Raw genomic sequence first — 24,483 nt, forward strand, 5'->3', positions numbered from 1 at the left:
ATGTTAACGTCGCCTTACTCGTAGTTAAGCTCTGTCGCTTTCCCCGAGAAGACACGATAAACAAACAGGGTATACAAGAAGATCATGGGCAAGACAAACATGGCACCATAGCCCACAATCAATAAGGTACCCGGCGCACTGGCCGCTTCTTTTGCTGTCATCACCCCAGGAATAATATCGGGGAAAAAGCTATACGCGAGACCAAAGAAACTCAATGCGAATAGGAAAATTGCACCAATGAACGGGAACTGGTATCCCACATCGTTTTCGACCGGTACGTGGCGTAGGTAGCGATCAACAAGCAGCATGATGGCAAGACAAACCAACGGGACGGGTGCGAGTAATAAAATTTCAGGGAAGCCAAACCAACGCGCTGCGACTGTCTCACTGACCAGAGGATTGACAATACTGATCGCTAACACCCCCAGTGCTGCCAGCCAACCGCCACGACGTGACCATTTAGCCGCACGTTTTTGCAAATCCCCCTCGGTTTTCATCACCAGCCAGGTACCGCCGATATAGATGTACGCTGCGGTAACACAGAGGCCGCTTAATAGCGCAAACAAATATGAGCCTGTGCTGTCATCAAAGGCCAACACATAGCGACCAATCATGTAGCCTTGCGTCATTGACGCGATAAAAGACCCGGCTTTAAAACAACGGTCCCAGAGATCTTTACGCTCTGGCTTCACCTTGGCACGAAAATCAAAAGAGACACCACGCAAGATAAGCCCTGCTAGCATCACAGACGTTGGCAGGTACAGTTCAGTCAAAATCATGCTGTGGGCCGCTGGGAAAGCAATCAGCAACAATCCCACCGCCAACACCAGCCAGGTTTCGTTGGCATCCCAAAAGGGACCAATTGACGCAATCATACGGTCACGCTGCGCCTGATTGCAGCTTGGTAACAGCATACCGACGCCAAGGTCGTAGCCGTCAAGTACGGCATACATGAAGACCGAAAAGCCAAACAGCAGCAGATAAATTTCAGGCAGATAAGGAGTTATGCTCATACGTTCACCTCTTTCTCAGGCTGAGCGTGATTGTCTGATTGATATTCAGGCAGGCGTTTTTTCGCCAAAAAGAATAAGGTGCGGATATACGCCACCATTAGCACCGCGTAGAGCGTCAGGTAAATGGTTAAGGTAATCCCCACGTGCGAGCTCGCGACTGGAGTGACCGCATCGGCGGTTTTAAGCACCCCTTGCACCAGCCAGGGCTGACGACCGATTTCCGTCACATACCAACCTGAAAGCGTGGCCACCCAACCGGAAAACGTCATAGCGACCAGGCCGATTAAGTGCCACTTGGGCATCGGCTGGTTACGCCACACGCGATACGCTGTGAACCAGCTTACCAGCAGCATCAATACGCCCACTCCGACCATAATGCGGAAACCAAAGAACAACGGCTTCACCGGTGGATGATAGTCAAAGCTTTCCAGCCCTTTGATCTCGCCGTCGAGCTGGTGCGTCAGAATTAAGCTCGCTAGATTCGGGATCCCAATTTCAAAGTCGTTAGAACGGGTCTCTTCATTCGGTACCGCAAACAGCAACAAAGGTGCACCCTGCTCGGTTTCCCAAACCCCTTCCATGGCCGCAATCTTCTGCGGCTGATGTTCAAGGGTATTGAGACCGTGCATATCACCGACAAAAATTTGCAAGGGAATAAGGATGGCAGCAGCCGTGATCCCTACTTTTAATGGTTTATCTGCCACACCTGATTTAGGCGACTTCAACTTCTGGTAGGCGGAAATACCGGCGATCAAGAAAGAAGCCGTCAGGCCAGACGCCAGCAGCATATGGCTTAAACGATACGGCATGGACGGATTAAAAATCACCTCGAACCAACTGGTTGGATGCACCACACCATCGATGATTTCAAAACCGGTTGGCGTATGCATCCAGCTGTTCAGCACCAAAATCCAGAACGCAGAAATAGTGGTACCAATCGCTACCAGCAGCGTCGCTAATGTGTGCACCCAGTTCGGGACACGATTTTTACCAAACAGCATAATGCCAAGGAAGGTCGCCTCCATGAAAAAGGCGGTCATCACCTCATAACCCAACAGTGGGCCGGCAATATTACCGACCTTTTCCATAAAGCCAGGCCAATTGGTGCCGAACTGGAAACTCATGGTGATCCCAGACACCACCCCTAGCGCAAACGTGAGCGCGAACACTTTTACCCAGAAGTAGTAGGTATCCAACCAGATTTGCTCACCGGTACGGTTGTGCCGGAACTTGAAAAACACCAGCATCCACCCAAGTGCTATCGTGATGGTGGGAAACAGGATGTGGAAACTGATGTTGGCCGCAAACTGGATCCGCGACAACATTAATGTATCTAACATGACATTACCCTCAGGAGGTTAACTACCCGATTCTTCGTTGGATTTGCTGTGAAACAGCTTGCCGGACAGCTCAAGAAGCTTGCCGACACTGCTACCCAGCTTCATCAAGTTTTTTAGATGTTCAGGTTTCATTTGCTGCACATCGTCAAACCAGTGGTTAAACAGCTCTAGGAGATCGTGGATTTCGTGCAACTGTTTAACCGAGTGACTCTCTGCGTCGTCTTCACTCCGCATAAAGTGTGAGCGCAGCATAGATAAGGTAGGGTCGACTTCTCGCTTCTTCCTTTCGGCGAGAACTTGCTGCGCCAATTCCCAGATAGTGCCATTCGGCACAAAGTAGTCCTTTCTATCTCCAGGGGTGCGCTGCGAACGGATCAAGTGCCAGCCTTGCAGCTCTTTGGTTGCCATACTGACATTGCCACGAGAAATGTTGAGTGCCGACACAATGTCGTCTGCGCTCAGTGGATGCTCACTCAAAACAATCAGTGCCAGCATTTCGCCCACCGAACGGTTAAAGCCCCAGCGACTTCCCATTTCACCAAAGTGCATCACCACATTACGTAGTTCTTGTGACAGCTCCATCTTGATCTCCCTCGCAGTGCCTTTGAGAAATAATACGGAGTTTCTTTGCGGGGGATCAATGAAAATTTGGAAATTTCAGAAATTATTGAAAATAGAAAAGCGAAGTTGTAAGCAAACGTAAGGAGAGGTTATGGATACGTTACAGTCGGCTATGATTAAACATGATCGAAGTCACACAGATTACGTATTCACAGACGCAAAAGAAAGGGGAAACACACAAACAGATACACAATTGAGAGGTTTATAAACATCGAGTCTCTCAACAGAAATGGTTTTTTATACTGGAAACCACGATATATTTGGGGACAATGTCACATGCGAGACATCACTAGGCGCTATACTCCTCAGCGTGCGCGAACTTATAACGATTCGACATGGCGCACCAATGATTAATACCTGAACAAAAGGAAGTTTGCTGTCATGTTCAAAAAGACGCAGCGAGAGCTGGACACCTGCCGAGCAGAAAAAGCCTCGCTCCAAGCAGAACTCAATGCTATCCAAGCACATATTGCGACCATCACCTTCACACCCGATGGCATTATTACCGATGTGAATGACAAATTGCTAAATATCATCGGCTACACCTATGATGAAGTGATCGGACAGCATCATCGCACGGTCTGTTTCGAGGAAACCAGCCAAGCATCAAGCTATCGGCAGTTTTGGCAATCGCTCGCACAAGGAAAGTCACAAAAAGGGGTGTTTCGTCGCCGCCATCAGACCGGCGCGGAGATTTGGCTGGAAGCGACCTATGTCCCCATTAAAGATGCCAACGGTAAGGTAGTCAGTATTCGCAAGCTAGCCGCGGATGTCACCAAGCCGCACCAGGATGCGCGTCGACAAGAAGCCATATTGGCGGCGATTAATCGCTCATTGGCGGTGATTGAATTTGAACCGGATGGCACGATTATTCGTGCCAACGATAACTTCCTCACCGCGGTAGGCTACCAAGATCACGAGATCAAAGGCCAGCATCACCGCCTCTTCTGTGATCAGGACTTTTATGATGAAAACCCTGACTTTTGGGAGAATTTAGCTCGAGGACAATTCACCTCCGGGCAATACCTGCGCCGCGACAAACATGGCAATGAGGTGTGGTTGGAAGCCACCTATAATCCCGTTTTTGATGTGGAGGGAAACGTGCGTCAGGTGATCAAGTTCGCTACCGCCATCACCGATACGGTGAAACGAAACCAAGCGGTCAATCAAGCGGCTGAACTCGCTCAAGCTTCGTCAGAACAAACCCTTAGCGATAGTGAAAAAGGCAGTGCACTGCTGCAAGAGGCCGTGACCTTATCACAAAGCGTGACCGACCAAGCGGGCGAAGCCGCGAATCAAGTCAATCAATTGAGTGAGCACGCACAAAGTATCGAAAACATCGTGACCACCATTAAGCAGATCGCGGAACAAACCAACCTCCTAGCATTGAACGCAGCGATTGAGGCCGCACGCGCCGGCGAACAAGGACGTGGTTTTGCCGTCGTCGCAGATGAAGTGCGCGGTTTATCACAACGTACCAGCCAATCTACCACCGAAATTGCCGATGTCGTCGATGAAAACCTACAACTGATCAAAGGGGTAAGCGATGCGATGGCAAAAGTCACTGAACAATCTACGCTCGGACAGGAAAAGGTAACCGCCGCCGATACTGTGATGACCGATATTCATGCTGGTGCAGAAGAGGTCTCTGCTACCGTTCGTCGCCTGACACACTAACTGTCGGTCATTGCCATCCGGTCGCGATGAGCATCAAGGATAAGGAATAACATGCACACCCAAGCCAGCAGCGCCACACAGTTGAAATTATCGGAGCTCATTTTGGCGTTAAGTACCGCGTTGGATATGACCGAGGGGCAGCCTCCTGAGCACTGTATGCGCTGCACGTGGTTAGGAATGAAACTCGCTGACGCCTTAGCGCTCGATGATCAACAACGTCATGATCTTTTCTATACGTTGCTGCTAAAAGATGCGGGCTGCAGCAGTAATGCGGCACGGATCTGTGAGCTTTACCTCACCAACGACTTGGCCTTTAAACAAAGCTACAAAGTTGTCGATGGTAGCTTGTCCAGCGTACTCAACTTTGTACTTAAAAATACCGGCGTCAAACGCGGCTTCATGCAAAAGCTCTCGACGACACTTGATATCATCCGCAACGGTGACATGTATGCGCAAGAGCTGATTGAAACACGATGTACCCGCGGAGCCGATGTCGCACGCGATTTGCGTTTTAATGAAACCGTTGCTGAAGCCATCTATGCGCTGGATGAACACTATGATGGCGGAGGGCGTCCTGACCAGTTAAAAGCCGAACAGATCCCTTTATTTTCGCGCATCGCATTGATGACACAGGTCATTGATGTGTTCCGAACCGAGTCCGGTGTCGACGCCGCACTCAGCGAGCTAAAAAACCGCCGCGGTACTTGGTTTGATCCGACGCTCGTCGACACCTTTTTACAGATAGCGCGCGATCCGCAGTTTTGGCAGCAGCTGGACAGCCCCGCATTAAAAGAAGACGTACTGTCGATGACGCCGGCAGACACATGTATCTGGGTCGACGATGACTATCTGGATGACATTGCGGCGGCTTTCGGACGCATTGTTGATGCCAAAAGCCCTTTCACCTCCGGACACAGCGAGCGCGTGGCCGTTTACGCCAGCTTAATTGCTGATGAACTTGGCATCAGTGAACAGGATAAAAAATGGCTAAAGCGTGGCGCGTTACTGCACGATATTGGCAAGCTCGGCGTGAGCAATGATGTGCTCGATAAACCGGGAAAACTGGATGACGACGAATGGGAGCACGTTAAACGCCATGCAGCACTGAGCAAAACCATCTTATCGAAAATCCACCAATTCGATCACCTCGCCAAGTTCGCCAGCGCTCATCACGAAAAGCTCGATGGTACTGGGTACCCTGAAGGTATCAAAAGCGATGACATTTCTTTGCTCACTCGCATTATCACCACCGCGGATATTTTCGATGCGATCACTGCAGAGCGCCCCTATCGTGGCCCTATTCCGATGAACAAAGCCCTCTCGATCATGAAAGAGGAGACAGGGACTGCCATTGACACGCAATGTTTACAGGCGCTAATTGCTGGCCTCGAGCGACTGCCTGACCACTTTATTGTTCATGACGATACCTAGATCACATCATAGATATCACCTATCGCGTATATAGGTTAACTCCATTTTCTTTTTTTATATCGGGTAGTTACTCTATTCACATCGTTTGGAACGAACCGTTTCCAGTGCTTGGCACTCGCGATAAGCGAAGGGTCGAACACATTGATTTGCCACTAAGGAGGCATTAAATGAGTAAGCAAGCAGCATTGATTGGACTAGACAGCAGCAAAGCCGCCGATCTAGGCGCGCGTTTGGATACGCTATTGGCGAACTACCAAGTGCTATACACCAATGTGCGTGGTTTTCACTGGAACATCAAAGGCAACGACTTTTTCGAGTTGCATACCAAATTTGAAGAGATTTATACCGATCTTCAAACCAAGATTGATGAAGTGGCTGAGCGCATTCTCACCATCGGTGGCACCGCCGAGCATCGCTTCAGCGAGTACCTGAAGGTCAGTGAAATTAAAGAGCACGCACCCGAAGCGAATGGTCAAGCTGGCGTACGTGCGCTGGTCGAAGGCTTTAGCGTTCTGATTGGCCTACAACGCGATATCATGAACCTTGCTGGTGATGCCGGCGATGAAGGGACATCTGCATTGATGAGCGATTACATCCGCGAACAAGAAAAACTGATGTGGATGCTTAACGCTTACCTCAACTAATCTCCCTGCGACCTCGAAGGCTATCCTTCGAGGTCGCCTGATCGGGTTTTGTTCGTGAGTTAATCTCTATCCGCGAATACCTTTTTCACTACCGGCATCGCCGAGAAAACGTTCGGCCAACCAGCATAGAACGCGAGATGCGTAAGTACTTCTGAGGCTTGCTCCTCACTCAGCCCATTGGTCATTGCCTTGTTCAGATGGAACGGAACCTGTTCGACTTTGCCGGTAGAGATGAGTGCACTGACGGTCACGAGGCTTCGATCCCTAGGCTTTAATCCTGGCCTGAGCCAGAGATCCAGGAAGAGCGCACTTTCGGTATAGTCCACCACACCCTGCGACACCTCGCCAAAGGTGTCCTGCACGAAGGTTTGGCGTTTCACCTCAGCTTCTTTATCCAGCGGCAAAAGCTCCGGCGATACCGCAGGCAACTCAGAGGCCTTTACACCTCTGGCTTCGAAGACGTTCGCAGTAACAGCAACGGCAGACATGGCGTTCGCCCACCCGGAATAAAACGCCAGATGGGTAATAAGCTCTGAAATTTCGGAGGGCTCAACCCCGTTATCCAGCGCCAGGTTGACGTGGTAAGGCAGCTCGACCTGCTGATTGCGGGAGATCAGCGCAGCCAGCGTAACAACACTTCGGTCACGGGCAGACAGCCCCGGACGGTTCCAGACCTCTTCCAGAACTAGGTTCTCCGTGTAGGACGCCAAGGCAGGCGAGACCGATCGAATCTGCTCCAAGGATGGCGCGCTTCCCGGCAGACTGAGCTCCGGACCTGAGGCGGGGCCCTGCCCGAACGCGACCCCGGAAAAGCAAAGGGCCAATGGTACAACGGTATGTGCAAGCTTTCTCATAGCAAAGTCTTCCAATGATGGGTTGGTAGGTAATGTGACTTTTCTCCAGCGAGAGGCGAAAACGGCTACGGAGCCAGAGAGATGGTGGCTGTGAACCGTTCGGATCTCTTTAAATGCTTCATCCCACTGACGACCGTTCCAAGGTTGACCAGCGAATTTGCGTAGCCGAAATCCTGGTAAAAGATTGCAAGGTTTCCCCAGGGGGCATAGTAGGTGAAGCTTCCCACCTGCGGGTCAAAGCCAGCTGGCGCATCATCCGTTGAAAGGCGGCTTGGCAAGTCACTGACCTTTTCAATACCGTGATAATCCTCAAACTCCAGTGTCAGTGGCAGCTGCGCCAGAAAATCCCGTGTGGCAACCGAGTCTGCCAGTCGCACTTGGACGATCGAACCGTCTATGTTCAGAATGATGTCTGTTTGATTCCGCATGGATTTCTCCTCAGTTAAACGGGATTGCGGCTCGGCCGACACAGATAAAACCTCCCCCGCCAGGGTAAGCAAAATAAGTAGCAGAGAAAGTGGGGTTTTCTTCAACCGAAAAGGTTTCATACAAAGTTCTTCAAGATTCAGCACGAACCGGTCAGGCAGACTGCTGTACTAAATTGCGAATGTCCTGCATCGGCGGAGCTCCAAACATCCGGCTGTATTCACGACTGAATTGTGATGGGCTCTCGTACCCCACCTGAAAAGCGGCCCGTGAGGCATCCACATGCTCGGTCAGCATCAATCGACGCGCTTCGCTGAGTCGCATGCGCTTCTGGTACTGAAGAGGTGTCATCGCGGTCATTGCACGGAAATGGTGATGAAAGGCGGAGACGCTCAACCCCGCCCGGCCAGCCATCTCCTCCACTTTTATGGACTCCCGATAATGTTTCTTCAGCCACTCAATGGTTTTGGAAATCCGATAACCGTTCTGGCCAGAGGCCGCCATATTTCGAAGGCGTGCGCCCTGATCTCCTTTCAGCAGCCGGTAGAGAATTTCGCGTTGAATGAGTGGTGCCAGTACGGCACTGTCCTCCGGCTCGTCCACAAGGTCCAGCAACCGGTTGAAGGCGTCAAGCAACGGCGCATCGACATTATTGACCGCAATGCCCAGGGACTTATCAGTTTGCTCGCGCGCGATGTGGGCCGGGTTATCCATGATCAGCTGCGACAGCATCTGAAAATCCATCTCCATGGTGAGCCCCAGATACGGCTTCTCTTTGGAGGCTTCGATGATTTTGGAGACTACTGGCAGATCAATAGAGGTAATCAAGAACTGACTGGCGTCGTAGAGGAATGTGTCTTCCCCGACCACCACCTGTTTACGGCCCAGGCCAATCAGGCAAATACTGGGCGCCAACATGTAGCTGGTAGGGTCAGTGGGGTGCGGCCAGCGATGAAGACAGAGCCCTTGGATGTCCGTATCCAGACGATTCGCGTCCCCAGTCAGCATCTCGATTCTGGAGGCCAGACCTTTCGCCCCGCGATCCCAGGCTAATTCGGGCCGGTAGCTCTCAGATTTGTCGGTATCAGACATGATCCTATGCCCCTTAAGTAATCTCTGTTCCAACTTGATGAGTGACCAGATCGTCATTTGGGTGGTCTGTAACCATTTAAGCTCATTTACCGCAGCAGTTCACGTCTACCCCGCCTTGCCCGTAGAATCAGGCAATAAATCGAGAGTATTGGGTTATCTCTGCCTAGCCGGCTAATGGCTTACAAAATTTGTTACCGCACAACCACGATATTGCCTATTCCCACCAGTTGCTAAATCGCTCTGATTGCGCACCGTCCAGGTTTACACGGGTTCCAATCCTCGGTGTTAACAGACTGAACGACTTTCCCCTATTGGCCAAACTTCGGGTATTGAAGATGCAACGCCCCCGAGCAAATCAACAATTTCGACACGCCATTCATTCCCAAAAAAGCTTTACTACTTTCGTTTTCATCAGCTTGACAACGTACCTGAAGCTTTTTTCTGAACCGTGGTCCGTAAACAATGGCGCGCATTAAATACTATCGAATAATAGTTGATCACCTCATTTAGGCGAAACAAAGAGAAATGAGCAATAAACGAACAGGATGTGGATAAAAAAGGCCAGGGATCAGGTGTTCTAATCAATATGTGGCATCCAAACCGATCAAATACTGATATGGAGACATAACTATGTTCAAAAAATCCCTGTTTCAAAGCGTAGCGGCAACCCTGGTGGGTATGACCGTCGGCTCAAGTGCAACAGCCGAAGAATCCCACAGTCAGACCCATTACTCCGAGGACACGCAGAAATCCTTTGCCGGGCCGAGCGATCTTTTCACCGGAGAGGTTCAGGTAGACATTGTTTTTCCAAGCAACGAGAGTGCCCACTATAGCGGTGCCTACGTCACTTTCTCACCAGGCGCTCGTACGGCGTGGCATGAACACCCTGCCGGTCAGCACATGGTGGTGACCCAAGGCACCGCACTGACTGGCACGCGGGATGGTCATGTCATCAAGTTTCATGAGGGCGAAGCAGTGTGGTGCCCACCCGATCTCGATCACTGGCATGGCACAACACCGGACGCGCCCATGAAGCACTTCGTTGTGACCGCCAGTAAAGATGGTGAAAACGTGATCTGGAAAGAAAAGGTAAGCAACGAAGACTACGAAAAAGCGCTGGCAAAGGTCGAGTAACAACGAAAAAGCCCCTCCAACGATAGAGGGGCTTTTTTCGATCCCGGGATTTACCCATCAACTTGCTGGAATACCGGAAACTGACTTGCGTTGCCGTAATCCCGAATGGGCTCCAAGGCGCTCAACGACTGCATGTCCGCCTCTGAAATGACGAAATCCACATCGGCATTGTTGGCCATGTGAGCCGGCTTCGCCGTTTTAGGCAGCGGCAGAAGGCCGAGTTGCAGGTCATAACGAATGCACAGCTGTGGCACAGACACCTGATATCTCTCCGCCATTTTGATAATCGCCTCGTTTTTGAAAAGCTCACCATGCCCTACCGGAGAATAAGCTTCTACCAGCATGCCTTTATTACGTGAATACTCGATCAACGCCGTCGGCACATTGGTCACGTGCGCCAGGACCTGATGAACCATCGGCGCGACACGGCTATGCTGGACGATGTTATCAATGTCTGCTTCCTGGAAGTTGGACAGCCCGATGGCTTTCAGTTTTCCGGCATTGTAGGCGTCTTCCAGGGCGCGCCAGGCTTCCTGGTTGCCTTTAGCAAATCGGTCTTCAGTTCCGAAGTGATCCCAGGGTTGCGGGCTGTGGATGATCATCAGGTCCAGATAGTCTAACCCCATTTTTTCGAGGGATTCGTCAATCGCAGCAGCGGCATCTTCATAGGTCTTGTGACGGGCGGCCAGCTTGCTGGTGACGAAAATCTGCTCACGCTCAACGGAACTGGCGCGCACACCATCGGCTACTTCCGCTTCGTTACCGTAATCCTGAGCCGTATCAATGTGCCGATAGCCAAGTTCAATGGCCGAAGTTACAGCATTTGTTGCGGATTCACCTTCAATCATCCAGGTTCCAAGAGCCAGCTTCGGAATCGCAATACCATTCGTCAGTGAATAAGTCTCTTCGAGTATCATTTCGATCGCTCCATCTATTTAACTAGTTGAGGGCTCCCTGCCAGCGGGAGCATTAAAGCGAAGTGATTAGACCTCGCTTTATGACCCAAATGATGCTCGAATCAGGCTCATTGATTAATACGCATTCCTTGCGGTTTATTGCCTAATCGTACAGAACGTGAACGCGCTTTCTTATATCCTATTAGCGAACCTTAATCCTGCTCAGACACAGACCAAACCACTTGCGTTCCATCACTCAATTGCGCCACCAAGCCTTTTGCGGGCACAGTGATGCCCGACATACCGACTGGTTGGTCGGTAAAGTTGGCGGTTAGCGTCGACCCATCGCTAAATTGGGTCTGCTGCACGCGTCCGCGTTCATCCAACCAACGAAAGTCCACCAAGGCTTTGTCCCAAAGGGCTTGATGAATTGGCATAAAGCCCTGTTGGTAATGTTTAATCGCACGAATCCGAGGTTGCGATGGCGACGTTGCTTCATCACGACTTAAATGCACCATGGCGGGCACATTATAAAGCATGGCTATTAAATCTCTCTCAGCACGAACATTGGTAAACTTTAGGCTATCGCTATGCCAGTGGTGGCTATTGATCACCTCATCATGGAACACCGCTTGATAAAGCGGGATACGAAATTGGGGCGCAAATAACAATGCTTGGTACAGCGGCTTCACTTTCGCCGGCTGAAAGAAAAAAGCGGGCTTGTTATCCGGATACCAAGGACCGAGATAATAGGGAGATGCACGATTAGACTTCATGTCTTTATCTGTCCATCCAAAACCAATCGTTTCTAGGCCATGAGCAAAAGCGATGCCCTGCGTGGTCAAACTGTTGCCATCTTCCGAGCCCAACACGACAGCCTGACGATCTACGATCGATTTCATCCGTTGATTGAACGCCGCCAGCATATCGACTTCGCGAGTATCACGGCGATAATCTTCTCGCGCCATCGCAGTCGCATCCACATCAATAAACAAGCTATTGAAATGTCCATATTTAATGATATCGGCGATACGCTGAGCGACATAATCAACATCACAGGCAGGATTGAGATAGAAGCCGTTGCCGCGAAACCCTTTTTTCAATTTGCCATTGCGCTGTTCAATCGCACACGATGTGCGCATCACATCCGGTAATTGTGCAGTCAGCCAGCTATCGTTCACGCCACGTGGGATCGCGGTATTGTAGGAGTCATAGGGGCCAATTAAATAGCCCGCTTGCTTGGCTTTTTCGACGACATGCGGCTGATAAAATGCCGGCATCCAATTGTCCAAGCCTAACCACAATTGACGGATACCCGCTTTGTGTAAACTGTCGAGCATCTCAGTGGAAAGCCCCTGCCCCCACTGGTCTGCCGGTTTAAGGTACTGTCCTGCCCTCGAAGCTAACCACTTTTTACGTTGCTGCGCGGCCTGATACTGCTGTTTGATGGTATTGTCTTTTTCGGTGGGAGCGGTCGCCGAAAAGATCTCTGCCAACGCACGATTAATGCCATTCACCAAAGTGTTTTTATGATATTTGCTAAACCAGCCTTGGTCACCGGAAAGCTCTCGGAGCGCCGCTTTGGTCTCATCATCAAGCGGCAATGGTGACGTATTCAGCGCCCAATGTTTAAGTCCCCACCAATCCTTCACATCATCACGCGCAAGCGGTCCTTGACCAAATAAATACACATGGGTCGCGCCAATTAGCTTGGCCGTTTCAGGGTTTTGTTGCACTTTTTTCGCCAACGAGGTTGCTTGATGCTGCTCTTGCCGCCACTGGCGATACCATTTAGCCCCATCCAATGGATGCTGACCCGGTTTAATCCTTACCACAAAGGGGTCATGGCGATTTAACGGCGTAAAGGTATGAACCGCGCCCGTCGCGAGTTTGTCATGTTTGCGAGCAAAACTCAGTCGGTTATTGGTGGCGGTGACTAGATGGTAACTGACATATTGACGACCTATCTGAGCCGTCCAAAACGGCATTTTTAGATCTTGCGTGGTATTCGCACCATCTCGGCTTGCCTGCAGATAGTCAATCCATTGCGGATGATCCGTGGGTATTCGCATTCCTTCGCTAAACGGCAATAATAAGGCTTGGGTGTCCTCGACCGGTAAATTAAACCAATTCACTGAAACGGGGCGTTGGCGTGTCACTTTAGCGTTGTCATCCAACGACATAGACAACGTCAACGCGTTATCCAAGGTGGCAGATACCTCGATATTGGCAGGCATCCAGCGCCAGTTAACTTGATTTGGCGCTGGGTGACGTATATTCACCACCTGCTGGGGCTTCTGACCCACTGCCAAATTAGCGTCATTAATGGGCAGACTGTCCCAGTGCATCCTCAGATCGCTAGGGTTAATGGTGACGTGTGTATCTTGATGGGTCAAAGTGAGAGGCGCTGCGTAGGCAGTTAGGCTGAATAGCGTCAGGCCACATGCAACACAAGAAAAATAAAAAGATGATAGGTTCACGCGCTGTCTCCAGTTGATGTCAGCGCCCTATTAAATGCTAACGTCCTCCCTCATTTGTCACCTCGATGTCTCTTTATTCGCTATTAACAGCCTCTGTGCGGATGGCAGCATTGGGCAGCGGCAACGCCAATCGCTCAACATAGTTGACTTTTATTGCGCCTTGATACTCAAAGTGACTGACAGTGACGCTTAAATGCTCCGCATTAACAAGCGATGAAGAGGGCAATTTTATCTTGGTTGGCGCGTGGGAGTTGTCTGCGCGGCCGGACAAATAAATCGGCGTTTGTTCGACCCAGCGATAGGCGTCATCAAGCCACAACCAGTGTGCAGCGGCTGGCGAACAACTCAAAGGCGTATCGGGCAAATCGATTGCGAGCTGTTGATCAGGATGACCTATCAGTTTTACCCAAGGGCGGCGTGGCAGCCCATACACCACCAAACTATAATGCTGACCACCCATTTTTAACTCATAAATACCAGGAATAATTTGGGTAAATAGTTGCCCTGATTCAATTTCTTGATACCCACTTTTCGCGTTCAAGATCTCATTGAGCACCGTTTGCCCGGTAGGATCGGTGAGGGTTAGCAAAGTATCACGCTCGACCTGCTCGGCAGAAAGTTTGATTTCATAGCCAAGACTTGACGCGCCTGCCCGTCGTACAAAGGCAATGGTCAACCCTTGAGGGATCCCTTTACCGTTGGGCTCAGTTAACTGTTGGCCACAATCCGTTTGATTGATGATCGCGTACTTGATCTTCGCCCAATGCTCAGTCGGTATCTGCTGCTGAGATAACGCAAAAATAAGCTCTTGCCACGCCACCTTGGGCCTATCTGCGAGGAGTGCCTGATAGGTTTCCTGCATCGGTGTTTTTGGAAACCAAACTTGCTCAGCGCGGACACTGAAGCTGAAGCTGAAGCTGCATACCATGCATACTATCACGAGTAAGTGGTAGCCAAACCAGTTCATAGCACCACCAACCGATACCCGACACCGCGATGCGTCTCTATCGCTAAACCGGGCAACTTTTGTCGTAGCCGCAACACATGATTGTCAACCGTGCGCGTGGTAGGAAACGCCTGATATCCCCATATTTTATTGAGCAATTCTTCGCGATGAAAAACCCGCCCTTGGTTTTGTAACAGCAATAGCAATAAATCAAACTCTTTAGGCTTGAGCGTCACATCCTGGTCTTGCCAATACACATGACGGGATCCAGGTTCAACCTTGATCTGCCCGTATACGAGTTGGCTTTCTCCTAAGGGCCGTAATTGGGCATAGATACGCGCCAAGAGCTCCTGATGTGAAAAGGGTTTAACCACATAATCTTTGGCGCCGGCCATTAAGCCCTCAACCCGTTGCTCAACCTCAATTTTGGCTGTCAATACGATCACTGGCACTGCTTTTAAAGACAGCCAATGAGGCAGATGCGCTAAACTATCGCCATCGGCGAGCTGGCGGTCTAAAATCACCAAATCGGCATGAAACCAATGCTTATCCACCTTATTACTCTCGGCCAGCCAGGTGCATTCAAACCCTTGCTGTTCCAAAAACTGGCGTAAGCCTTCCCCTAATAAGGTGTCATCTTCAATCAACAATAGATGGCTCATTGCGGCAACTCCAGAATACAGCAGGTTGGGTGGCGCTTGATCACTAGCTTCCCCCCCATTTGACGCATTAAACGCGCCACTAAAAACAATCCAATCCCCATGTTTCTTTCTGACGGTGACGACTTATATCGCCGCCACAGCCTTTGCCACCAGGATGGAAAAATTCCGTTATCATACACACAAACTCGTACGCGCTTATCCACGCATACACGAATCCAAATTTGATCACCGCCATGATGATGGGCATTTTGAATCAGGTTTTTCAAGCAGATGGATAACCAGTAGAAAGGCAACGTCAGTGTTTTATCTTGCTCAAGGGTGTAGTCAACCTCTAGGCAATCGCAAACATTATCCAGCCACTCCGATAAGGACGCAGTTTGTGACTTAAATTGCTCACGTTTATCGGTACTTAAATAGCCCTTACTGGTCTCTGTCAGCTGACTTAAGCGTTGATGATCCGCCAGTAATCGCCAAAGCACATCTTGCGTGCTGGGCTCAAGCAAATCGAACTGGCTGCGCAACATTTCCACCGTCATACCTAGGCTTGCGATCGGTGTTCTTAGCTCATGCGTCAGCAACTGGAGAATAAATTGGCGCTCACGGCGCTGCTGGTATCGATCGTATAGGCTACGCGCTAAACCAACTATCAGCGCACAAAAAACCGCTACAAACACCGCAATCATCACGCCACGATACGCCGGGTGGAGTTGATTACAAATATTTCCATAGCGGTAATCACACCCCGTCGTATTCGTCGATAAACTCAAACGATATTGTTCAGCAATTGGCGCCCATTGTTCATGAGATAGCGCCTTCCATCCTTCTTCGCCGTTAAGCCACAGGCGCCCGCCATCTAAATACGCGCGGTAACCACTGAGTAACGCATCTCGGCCAGCCTGACTGAGGACATTCAGCGCAGCATGTAGAGGGTGCTCTTCGTTGGCTAAGGTAAAACGTTGTACCAGTTCAGGTGACGGCGTGGCGATACCACGCGCTGACACATAACGTTCAGCATAACTTCCACCGGCAGGATGGAGTAGCGGGTTTTGCTCAAACCACTCAATGGGTATAGGCTCATCACGGCACAAAGCCAATTCAAAACGCTGGGCGGCTAACAAAAGGGGGGACACGATACTGGGGGTCGGCTGGCACGTTTGCACCACTTGGTGTAGTGCGTTTAAGTCCTGCCAGTTAACATTCTCGAAATCAGGGTACTGCGACTGACTGACCAACAAAGCCTGCGGATAGGCATTTAATGCCGGCTGAGCAACCATCAAGGTGCCCGTTTGCCAGGCCTTATCATAAAACCCTTTCAGTTGCGTGTGCAGCTCACTGGCCACCGTTTGGCTGCTGAGTAAAGCCAACAATAACGCTGCTAACGCTCGAAACACCACTTTGCCACCCTTATGGACCATCACACTTACGCTACCAGCACTAATGATTAAATCATAGCTAAGCGGTAAGGGGCTGTGTCACCCGAGTGTCAACATTGTGAGGAGGCCAAGACGCTATGTGGTCATACAAACAACGAGAGGTATCGGTGGTTGATGAATGAGGCGATTTTCATGGCGCAGAAAGGGCGGAGACCTCCCCAGCTACATCCCGGCACACACGTCCCAAGCGCGGGCTGCTTCCTTCCGGACCTGACCCAGTACACAAGATAGTGTTGCGGGAGAACCAAGGAGGCCTCCATCGATATGTCGTTAAGCTTGCTTAACTGCGGGGCATTATGTGGCAAGGCTGGATGCAATGCAAGGAGGATTCATGACCTCATTCGTTAACTGTTTATCTTCTAGGCAATTTTCCTACTGATCGTCCGGCTCTTCCAATAGCAAATACTCACCAACCCAAATCGCCGCAAGCATGGTGGCCCACGCGACCAATAGCGACAGCGTGAGTTGTCCAGGAGTAATCCACGTAATCACCAAAAACGGAATACTCGGGATAAGATGCAAGGCAAGGTGACGTGAGCGAGCAAATTGTGGTGTGAATCCCACCCACTGTAACAACCAAATAATCATCACCGTTGTCGCACTCCATAACGCAGCAGGCCAGCCACTCACCGCCACTAATACAGGCAGTAACAGCCAGGCCCCGCGATGGGGAGGCTGGTAACCTGGCCAATATCTGATCGCAAGCCATAACCCCACGAGTGCTAGCGTTTGCAGCGCGAGAGTACTCGGTGAGCCACCCAATTTAGCTTCAGATTGCAAAGCCATCATCCCCGCGAACATGGCAACCATCACCGCACCGAGTAATAGCTTGACGTGTGGATGTCGGTCGGGATTGAACCAGAGAGACAAAGCCGGCAAAAGCAATAGCGTGCTCGCGGCTAACAGCGCAGGGAGATGTGGCAAGGTAAAGGCAAAAATCGCCATCGCTAGCGCTAAGCACCAACTCGCGAATTTATCTGGATAGAAAAAGAATAAAGCAGACGCGCCAATCGCTAGACTATTCAGGGAAAACGTGGCGCTAATCCCCGCGACAGCGATAACCGTCAGCACCAACACGGGCCAGAGAAACAGTGAGATTCGCATGCACACTCCTTGTGCGGATATCTCTCACCAGTGTAGCGATCAATGCCCCGCACGCACCAGTGTTAGCGTTGGATCATAGGTATGATTCGTATCCGTGATCACTTTATTGACCGTATTGGTAATAAACAGAGGCCGATCACTCACATCGATCTGGGCGGTGATCACATAATCGTGCGTCGTCGTAATTTGGCTCGGATCATAGTTGAGGGAAAAATGCAGAGGCGCTTGTTGCCCCTCCGTCACGAAAGACTGTCGACTGATCACTTTGCCTGGCGCATCGATGTTTTTAATCTCTACCAAGCGCACTGTCACACTGGCATTTTCGGGCAACGCAAGGCGTTCTCGATACACCAAGCTACCAGAAACATTTGCTAAATCATTAGGTTGGCTATTTCCAGAACAAGCAGTAAACACCAAAGCAGTGAATAAGGCGAACAATAGAAACGTTAGTTTCTTCATTAAAGAATCCTCACTGAAGCACGTTCAAATGCGGCAAAAACGCTAAGGTTATGATAGCTTGAACAATAACAATGGAAGCATAGCATGAATCAAGGACTTATGAGCCAACCACTGAAAGAACTCTTACAGCTGCTAGAGCTTGAGCGACTAGACACTGGCCTGTACCGCGGTCAAAGTGAGAACCTTGGACTCCCCCAAGTGTATGGTGGGCAAGTGATTGGACAGGCCTTATCGGCCTCCAAAACCTCGGTTGACCCTGATCGCTTTTTGCATTCATTCCATAGCTATTTTCTGCGCCCAGGCGATCCTGAGCAGCCGATCATCTATGATGTTGAGATACTCAGAGACGGAAAAAGTTTCAGCACACGGCGAATAAAAGCCGTGCAGTACGGCAAACCGATTTTTTATCTCACCGCCTCTTATCAAGAAGAGGAAGAAAGCTTTGAGCATCAAAACACCATGCCGACAGACGTGCCAGCGCCCGAGACCTTGCGCTCTGAGCAGTCACTTGTCAATGATATCGCTCACAAGCTTCCCCCTAATGTGGTCAAAGCCTTTGGGGGTGACAAGCCGATTGAAGTGCGACCTGCCACAGTGATCAACCCACTTAAACCCCATTCCGCGCCGGCTAAGCAATATCTGTGGATCCGCGCCAATGGTGAAGTCGGCGACGATTTTCATGTCCATCAGTATTTACTCGGCTATGCCGCCGATTGGGGCTTTTTGGTCACGGCCTTGCAGCCTCATGCAGTGACGCTACTTACGCCGGGCATGAAAGTGGCCACCATTGATCACTCCATGTGGTTCCACCGCCCGTTTAGAATGGATGAGTGGCTACTGTTTGCGATTGAAAGCCCCTCCGCCAGTGGTGCGCGTGGCTTTGTGCGCGGCGAACTTTTTAATCAGCAAGGCGATCTTGTTGCTTCAGCGACCCAAGAAGGCTTGATGCGTAAACTCTCCTAACCATCAACGTATCGAACCTGAGCGAATCAGAGCAACACGAAAAAGGGGCATCGCGCCCCTTTTTGATTGCTTCACTCCTGACTGAGCCGCTACACCTGCGCCTCTTCCTCTAGTGCGGCTAAATGCGCGCTGGCTTGCTGGAGTTGATACATCTGCCAATAGCGGCCTTGCTGACGCAGCAGGCTTTGATGACGCCCTTGCTCAATCACGCGGCCACGATGCAAGACGAGGATGTTATCGGCCTCGGCAATGGTCGATAAGCGGTGCGCAATCACCACCACTGTCATCTGTTGGCGTAACCGATTCAGCGCCTGTTGCACAAGCTCTTCGGTACCAGAGTCGATATTGGCGGTGGCTTCATCAAGGATCAGAATTTTCGGCTGACGCACCAACACGCGCGCCAGAGCCAACAGCTGGCGCTGACCGGCAGAAAAGGTCATCCCGCCCTCGCCAAGTAAGGTATCCAGCCCCGCTGGCAACCCTTTCACGTAATCTGCCAGCGCCACTTGTTCGAGCGCATGCCAGATTTTTTCATCGTCCAGCGTCTGCCCCAGCGCGATGTTTTCTCGCAAACTCCCCGTCAGCATGTGCGGATCTTGTTGCACCATGGCAACGCCCTCACGCAAGCTTTGATGACTCAAGCTTTCGATCGGTAATCCACCCAGCGTCAGCGTCCCCTCACCTGCGCGATAAAATCCCATCAGTAACGACGCCAAAGTTGATTTACCGCTGCCCGTATGTCCCACCAACGCCAGAAAGCCGCCCGCAGGGACGTCTACATTCACGTCTGACAACACCGGTGTTTCGCCATCATAGGAAAACGACACATTCTGCAGTGCGATAGCACCATCAGGGATCGGCGTGGTGTCATGACCATATTGCTCAGGCGGCGTATCCATCATTTCGAAAAGCCGCTCACCGGCCGAGATAGCCTGCTGAAGCAGTGACAGTTGCTGCATCATTTCAATCAATGGCTCGGTGATCCGCCCCAAGTAGCTTAAAAAGGCGTACAGCACCCCAACCCCAATCACTGCCGTGCCGCTAAAACCGAAGATAGCCACCAAAGACAGCAACGCTGCCCCTGCCAATAAATCAATCAAAGGGCGAAGATAGATCCCGTTCAGGCGTTGAATAGTCACCATGGCATCTAGGTGATCCGCAGTCATATCACTGAATCGCGAGGAGAACGCCCGCTCTTGCTGCATTAGCTGGATCAAATTCATGCCGAGCACAGATTCGTTCATCACCCCGTTGATGTCTGCTAGCCGATCTCGTGCCCGACGATACGCAGGCGCTGAACGTTTTTGATAGCGCGCCATCACCAGTACCACACACGGCAGTAGCACCAGCACCACCATTGTCAGTTGCACACTGAGCATTAGCATCGCCACCAGCATCACACCAATCAGTGCGATGTTACGTAAAAAGGTAGAAAGCACCGACACATACAGCTCTTTCAACGACTCGGTGTCATTGGTCAAGCGCGATACAATCCGCCCCATTGGCACGTAATCAAAGGCTGAAAGAGGCTGTTTAATCACGTTGGCGAACACCGCTTTACGAATACGTTGAATGATGGCCACCGCCATGGTGTTAAAACGCAGCTCGTACTGATACTGAAAGCCCGCGGAGACAATGGTCGATACGATATAACCCACCGCCAGTGCCCACATGATCACCGCCGGATAATGATCTTTGGCGACATAATTATCGAGAAAGATTTGCACCAAATAAGGCCCCGTCACTTCGGCCACAGCCGCCACCAGCAAGAAAACCGTGGCAATCACAAATTGACGCCTGTCGCGGCGCATGTAGCTTAGCAATCGAAATAAGATCTCTCGCTTAGTCATGACGCGGCTCCTCATCGGCTTCCAATGCCGCTTCCAGCTGCTGATATTGGTGCATTTCTTGATACCATCCTGGCTGTTGAATCAATTGGCGATGCTGGCCACGCTCTCGGATTTGCCCGTGGCTGAGTACCACAATTTCATCGGCGTTTTCGAGTGCCGATAAGCGGTGGGCTATCACAATCGTGGTACGGGTGTGCTGATGCTGTTGCAGGTTCTGCAAAATACGGTGCTCGGTGTCACCATCAACGGCTGACAAGGCATCATCCAAAATCAAGCACTCCGCTTCCACCAACAAAGCGCGGGCAATGGAAATACGCTGCTTTTGACCGCCAGATAAGGTGATCCCTTTTTCACCGACTGCGGTTTCATACCCGTGCGGCAGCTGACGGATGTCCTCATCAATGCAGGCAAGTGTCGCCGCCTGTTCGATTTCCGCTTGGGTCGCATCAGGACGACCAAGGGCGATGTTTTCCGCAATCGAGCGCGAAAACAAAAACGGCGTTTGCGTCACTACCGCGAAACGTTGTCGCCATGACGACAAGTCAGCCTCCGCTATCGACACATCACCATAGCGAATATCGCCCTTTTCAAGCTGGGTCAGATGAAGTAGCAATTGCAATAAGGTTGATTTACCACTGCCGACTGGACCGGCAATCCCCAGCATGGCCCCAGGCGGAAGCGTCACATGGATATCTTTGAGGGCAAAACTGTCATCCGGTTGCCACTTAAACTGCTCAATGGTCAGTGCTAATGGCTGCATGGTGTCAGGCAGCGGCGTGTCACCACCAACAATGTCCGGCTGCTCTTGCAGCAACGCATCTATCCGCGTCCAAGCGGCGCGCCCACGCTCAATAATATTAAATAGCCACGCCACTGCGAGCATCGGCCAAATCATCAAACCTTGATACAAGGTAAATGCGGTAAGATCCCCAAGCGAAATATCACCAGTGGCGACCATGTAGCCACCGCCAGACACGGTTAGGAAAAACGAAGCGCCAATGGTGCCTTGGATCACCGGCGAAAACAGCGCATCAACCCGTGCCACCGCGAGGTTTTTCTCCCCGGTACGATCGGCAACTTGATTAAACTGATTCATCTGGTGCTGCTCTAAGCCGAATGCACGTACCATACGCACCGCCGACAGTGAGGACTGACTCACCTCTGACAGCTCAGAAAACGCCGCTTGCGATTCAGTAAAGGTATGGTGCAAACGGCGACCAAAGCGATTAACCAGTACTGCCATTACCGGCATCGGTAACAGGGCTAAGAGTGTGAGCTGCCAGCTAATTTGGCTCACCATCACAATGAGCACAGCAACGCCTGTGATAATGGAATCCCCGGCAGTCAGGACCCCTTCACCGGCCGTCATTACCACTGCTTTCACATCATTGGTGGAACGCGCCATGATATCGCCACTCGGATAGCGACGGAAAAAATGCGGGGATTGACGGGTAAAGTGATCATAAAGCCGATTGCGCAGCACAGTGCCCAGCTCAGCCGCGGCACCAAATAGCCAGACTCGCCAAACGATGCGTAGAACATACACCACCACCCAAATGGCTAGCATGCCCGCGAGTAGCCACATCAGTAGCTCAGTGGAAATCTCGCCCGCGACCACGCCATCAACCACATGGCCCACGGCCATCGGCGGGATCAGCTCGAAGACAGAGACAAATACTAAAATAATCATGGCGCCGACATACCGACGCCATTCACGTTTAAAAAACCAGCCTAACTGCCAAAACACCTTCATGAGGTCTCCTTTTTATCCCCGCCTTTTTATCATCACAACGACCTATCGGATCGGTAAGGCGGTGGTGTACTTAAGCGCTTCCATGGCGAATGTTGATGTCACATTATTCAGACTTGGCACAGAATTGACCAGCTTTTTATAAAAATGATCAAATCGAGTCATATCAGCCACCTGCACCTTCATCATGTAATCATATTCTCCCGCCATACGGTAGAATTCCATCACCTCAGGGAACTCGGTCACCACCTCGGTAAAGGTCTTGTACCACTGCTCACTGTGATCATTGGTTTTAATGTGAACGAAAGCGGTAAATGCGAGGCCAACCGTTTCGGGGTCAAGCAACGCCACCCGCCCGCGGATCACCCCTTGTGATTCCAGCCGTTTCAGTCGCTTCCAACAGGGGGTGGTGGTTAAATTCACCCGTTCGGCCAACGCAGCCACAGACCAGTTAGCATCTTCCTGCAGCGCCGCGAGTAAAGTGCGATCTATCTCATCTAAAGTGATAGCCATAAAAAATTATTTCCATTAAGTGCTATAAGGGAGTTTTTTTTTCTCTTTTAATGGCATTATAGAGCAAAAATAGCAAGGTTTTTATCCCGCTCTTTACGTAAACTGGTGCTAATTACGTATTCGGAGACGCATGATGACAACCCCACAGCCTTGCCATACTTGGGTCGGTAACGCGATTCGCCTCATTGAAGCCGACTTTAAACGCTCTGCAGATACCCACTTAATTAAGCTCGATCTCCCCAGCTTTGCAGACATTGATATCTATCTGAAAGACGAAAGCACTCACCCAACCGGCAGCTTGAAGCACCGTTTGGCGCGTTCTTTGTTTTTGTACGGCTTGTGTAATGGTTGGATTGATGAGCACACCACCATCATTGAAAGCTCATCTGGCAGTACTGCCATTTCCGAAGCGTATTTTGCCCGTCTGCTTGGCTTACGTTTTATTGCCGTAGTGCCTAAAAACACTGCATGTAAGAAGATTGAGCAAATTCGTTTTTATGGCGGCGAAGCGCACTTTGTCGAGCGGTCAGATCAGATCTATGCCGAGTCTCGCCGCCTTGCTAAAGAGCTAAACGGCCATTACATGGACCAATTTACCTATGCCGAGCGCGCGACCGATTGGCGTAGCAATAACAACATTGCCAACCGCATATTTGATCAAATGCAGTACGAGCGCTTTCCGATCCCTCGCTGGATTGTGATGAGCCCGGGCACCGGTGGCACCTCAGCGACCATTGGCCGCTACATTCGCTATCGCTGCCAACCGACTCAGCTGATGGTGGCCGATGCTGAACATTCGGTGTTTCACGATTACTACCTCACTGGCGACAGCGCACTGACCACCGATAAAAGCAGTCGCATTGAAGGGATTGGACGGCCACGTGTCGAGCCCAGCTTTATTCCCGGCGTGATTGATAGAATGACCACAGTGCCGGACACTCACAGTATCGCCACCATTCACTGGCTAGAAAGCCAACTTGGCCGCAAAGCCGGCGCGTCCACCGGTACCAACCTGTACGGTGTCTTGATGTTGGCGAATGAAATGCGCGCCAACGGCGAGAAAGGCTCTATTGTCACCTTGCTGTGTGACAGCGGCGAGCGCTACCTAGACACCTATTACAACCCTGATTGGGTGCGCGAGCACATTGGGGATCTCGACCAAGCAACCCACGATTTGCAGACGGTGTTGGGGTAA

General features: G+C 50.9%; 22 protein-coding genes and 1 other RNA gene. 6 read left to right on the forward strand and 17 right to left on the reverse strand.

The window, feature by feature from the left end:
- Positions 1-14: 14 nt before the first annotated feature.
- From cydB to BZG25_RS03275, 3 genes are read right to left on the reverse strand one after another with little or no spacing between them, the layout of a single operon-like run.
- The gene (gene cydB / locus BZG25_RS03265; protein WP_046073608.1) at positions 15-1,013 is read right to left on the reverse strand and encodes a cytochrome d ubiquinol oxidase subunit II; all 999 of its coding nucleotides are present in this window, start codon (positions 1,011-1,013) and stop codon (positions 15-17) included.
- Positions 1,010-2,353 (reverse strand): cytochrome ubiquinol oxidase subunit I, encoded by a 1,344-nt coding sequence (locus tag BZG25_RS03270; RefSeq protein ID WP_077638523.1) that lies wholly within the window; start codon positions 2,351-2,353, stop codon positions 1,010-1,012. The genes cydB and BZG25_RS03270 overlap by 4 nt, the downstream gene beginning before the upstream one ends.
- Positions 2,354-2,371: 18 nt before the next feature.
- The gene (locus BZG25_RS03275; RefSeq protein ID WP_046073610.1) at positions 2,372-2,935 is read right to left on the reverse strand and encodes a GbsR/MarR family transcriptional regulator; all 564 of its coding nucleotides are present in this window, start codon (positions 2,933-2,935) and stop codon (positions 2,372-2,374) included.
- A gap of 420 nt (positions 2,936-3,355) precedes the next feature.
- Here BZG25_RS03275 and BZG25_RS16195 point away from each other — a divergent pair, with 420 nt between their 5' ends.
- The 3 genes from BZG25_RS16195 (at position 3,356) to BZG25_RS03290 (ending at position 6,726) form a co-directional block, all read left to right on the forward strand.
- A complete protein-coding gene (locus tag BZG25_RS16195; RefSeq protein ID WP_077638524.1) occupies positions 3,356-4,651 on the forward strand; it encodes a PAS domain-containing methyl-accepting chemotaxis protein in 1,296 nt (431 codons plus the stop codon).
- A gap of 51 nt (positions 4,652-4,702) precedes the next feature.
- A complete protein-coding gene (locus BZG25_RS03285) occupies positions 4,703-6,082 on the forward strand; it encodes an HD-GYP domain-containing protein (protein WP_077578523.1) in 1,380 nt (459 codons plus the stop codon).
- A gap of 167 nt (positions 6,083-6,249) precedes the next feature.
- On the forward strand, positions 6,250-6,726 hold the full coding sequence (locus tag BZG25_RS03290) for a Dps family protein (RefSeq protein ID WP_046073613.1): 477 nt from the start codon (positions 6,250-6,252) through the stop codon (positions 6,724-6,726).
- A gap of 59 nt (positions 6,727-6,785) precedes the next feature.
- On the opposite strand, the gene BZG25_RS03295 is transcribed toward BZG25_RS03290, so the two are convergent.
- From BZG25_RS03295 to BZG25_RS03305, 3 genes are all read right to left on the reverse strand, one after another.
- Complete coding sequence (locus BZG25_RS03295; protein WP_198531464.1) at positions 6,786-7,466, reverse strand: carboxymuconolactone decarboxylase family protein; 681 nt, start codon at positions 7,464-7,466, stop codon at positions 6,786-6,788.
- Positions 7,467-7,645: 179 nt separating this feature from the next.
- Positions 7,646-8,128 (reverse strand): cyclophilin-like fold protein, encoded by a 483-nt coding sequence (locus BZG25_RS03300; RefSeq protein ID WP_158010024.1) that lies wholly within the window; start codon positions 8,126-8,128, stop codon positions 7,646-7,648.
- Between the two features lie 31 nt (positions 8,129-8,159).
- Positions 8,160-9,098, reverse strand: coding sequence for an AraC family transcriptional regulator (locus tag BZG25_RS03305; RefSeq protein WP_046073851.1), 939 nt, complete (start codon positions 9,096-9,098; stop codon positions 8,160-8,162).
- A 630-nt stretch (positions 9,099-9,728) separates the two neighbouring features.
- Here BZG25_RS03305 and BZG25_RS03310 point away from each other — a divergent pair.
- Positions 9,729-10,232: a cupin domain-containing protein gene (locus tag BZG25_RS03310; protein ID WP_077578526.1), complete on the forward strand. Its 504-nt coding sequence runs from the start codon at positions 9,729-9,731 to the stop codon at positions 10,230-10,232.
- A gap of 50 nt (positions 10,233-10,282) precedes the next feature.
- Here BZG25_RS03310 and BZG25_RS03315 read toward each other — a convergent pair whose 3' ends face one another.
- The 8 genes from BZG25_RS03315 to BZG25_RS03350 form a co-directional block, all read right to left on the reverse strand.
- Positions 10,283-11,149 carry an aldo/keto reductase gene (locus tag BZG25_RS03315; RefSeq protein WP_046073615.1) on the reverse strand — a complete coding sequence of 289 codons (867 nt, stop codon included), beginning with the start codon at positions 11,147-11,149 and terminating at the stop codon, positions 10,283-10,285.
- A 191-nt stretch (positions 11,150-11,340) separates the two neighbouring features.
- Complete coding sequence (locus tag BZG25_RS03320; protein ID WP_077578527.1) at positions 11,341-13,476, reverse strand: glycoside hydrolase; 2,136 nt, start codon at positions 13,474-13,476, stop codon at positions 11,341-11,343.
- Between the two features lie 205 nt (positions 13,477-13,681).
- A complete protein-coding gene (locus BZG25_RS03325) occupies positions 13,682-14,575 on the reverse strand; it encodes a DUF2861 family protein (RefSeq protein ID WP_077578528.1) in 894 nt (297 codons plus the stop codon).
- Positions 14,572-15,216, reverse strand: coding sequence for a response regulator transcription factor (locus BZG25_RS03330; RefSeq protein ID WP_077578529.1), 645 nt, complete (start codon positions 15,214-15,216; stop codon positions 14,572-14,574). Before BZG25_RS03330 ends, BZG25_RS03325 begins: the two co-directional genes overlap by 4 nt.
- Positions 15,213-16,631, reverse strand: coding sequence for a DUF3404 domain-containing protein (locus tag BZG25_RS03335; RefSeq protein WP_077578530.1), 1,419 nt, complete (start codon positions 16,629-16,631; stop codon positions 15,213-15,215). Before BZG25_RS03335 ends, BZG25_RS03330 begins: the two co-directional genes overlap by 4 nt.
- Before the next feature lie 171 nt (positions 16,632-16,802).
- Positions 16,803-16,899: signal recognition particle sRNA small type (gene ffs / locus BZG25_RS03340), an RNA gene on the reverse strand.
- Between the two features lie 122 nt (positions 16,900-17,021).
- Complete coding sequence (locus tag BZG25_RS03345; protein WP_077578531.1) at positions 17,022-17,753, reverse strand: hypothetical protein; 732 nt, start codon at positions 17,751-17,753, stop codon at positions 17,022-17,024.
- Between the two features lie 39 nt (positions 17,754-17,792).
- Positions 17,793-18,212, reverse strand: a complete 420-nt coding sequence (locus BZG25_RS03350) for a YbaY family lipoprotein (RefSeq protein ID WP_046073620.1) — start codon at positions 18,210-18,212, stop codon at positions 17,793-17,795.
- Positions 18,213-18,311: 99 nt separating this feature from the next.
- On the opposite strand from BZG25_RS03350, the gene tesB reads away from it, so the two are divergent.
- Positions 18,312-19,175, forward strand: a complete 864-nt coding sequence (tesB, locus tag BZG25_RS03355; protein WP_046073853.1) for an acyl-CoA thioesterase II — start codon at positions 18,312-18,314, stop codon at positions 19,173-19,175.
- Positions 19,176-19,264: 89 nt separating this feature from the next.
- Here tesB and BZG25_RS03360 read toward each other — a convergent pair whose 3' ends face one another.
- From BZG25_RS03360 to BZG25_RS03370, 3 genes are read right to left on the reverse strand one after another with little or no spacing between them, the layout of a single operon-like run.
- Positions 19,265-21,025 (reverse strand): ABC transporter transmembrane domain-containing protein, encoded by a 1,761-nt coding sequence (locus tag BZG25_RS03360; RefSeq protein WP_077578532.1) that lies wholly within the window; start codon positions 21,023-21,025, stop codon positions 19,265-19,267.
- Entirely contained in the window at positions 21,018-22,778 is a 1,761-nt protein-coding gene (locus BZG25_RS03365) for an ABC transporter transmembrane domain-containing protein (RefSeq protein ID WP_077578533.1), read from the reverse strand. The genes BZG25_RS03360 and BZG25_RS03365 overlap by 8 nt, the downstream gene beginning before the upstream one ends.
- Positions 22,779-22,820: 42 nt before the next feature.
- Positions 22,821-23,288: an Lrp/AsnC family transcriptional regulator gene (locus BZG25_RS03370; protein WP_077578534.1), complete on the reverse strand. Its 468-nt coding sequence runs from the start codon at positions 23,286-23,288 to the stop codon at positions 22,821-22,823.
- Positions 23,289-23,421: 133 nt separating this feature from the next.
- Between BZG25_RS03370 and BZG25_RS03375 the strand changes: the two genes are divergently transcribed.
- On the forward strand, positions 23,422-24,483 hold the full coding sequence (locus tag BZG25_RS03375) for a PLP-dependent cysteine synthase family protein (protein WP_198531470.1): 1,062 nt from the start codon (positions 23,422-23,424) through the stop codon (positions 24,481-24,483).

The sequence above is a fragment of the Salinivibrio sp. ML198 genome (assembly GCF_001996015.1).
Classification (GTDB): domain Bacteria; phylum Pseudomonadota; class Gammaproteobacteria; order Enterobacterales; family Vibrionaceae; genus Salinivibrio; species Salinivibrio siamensis.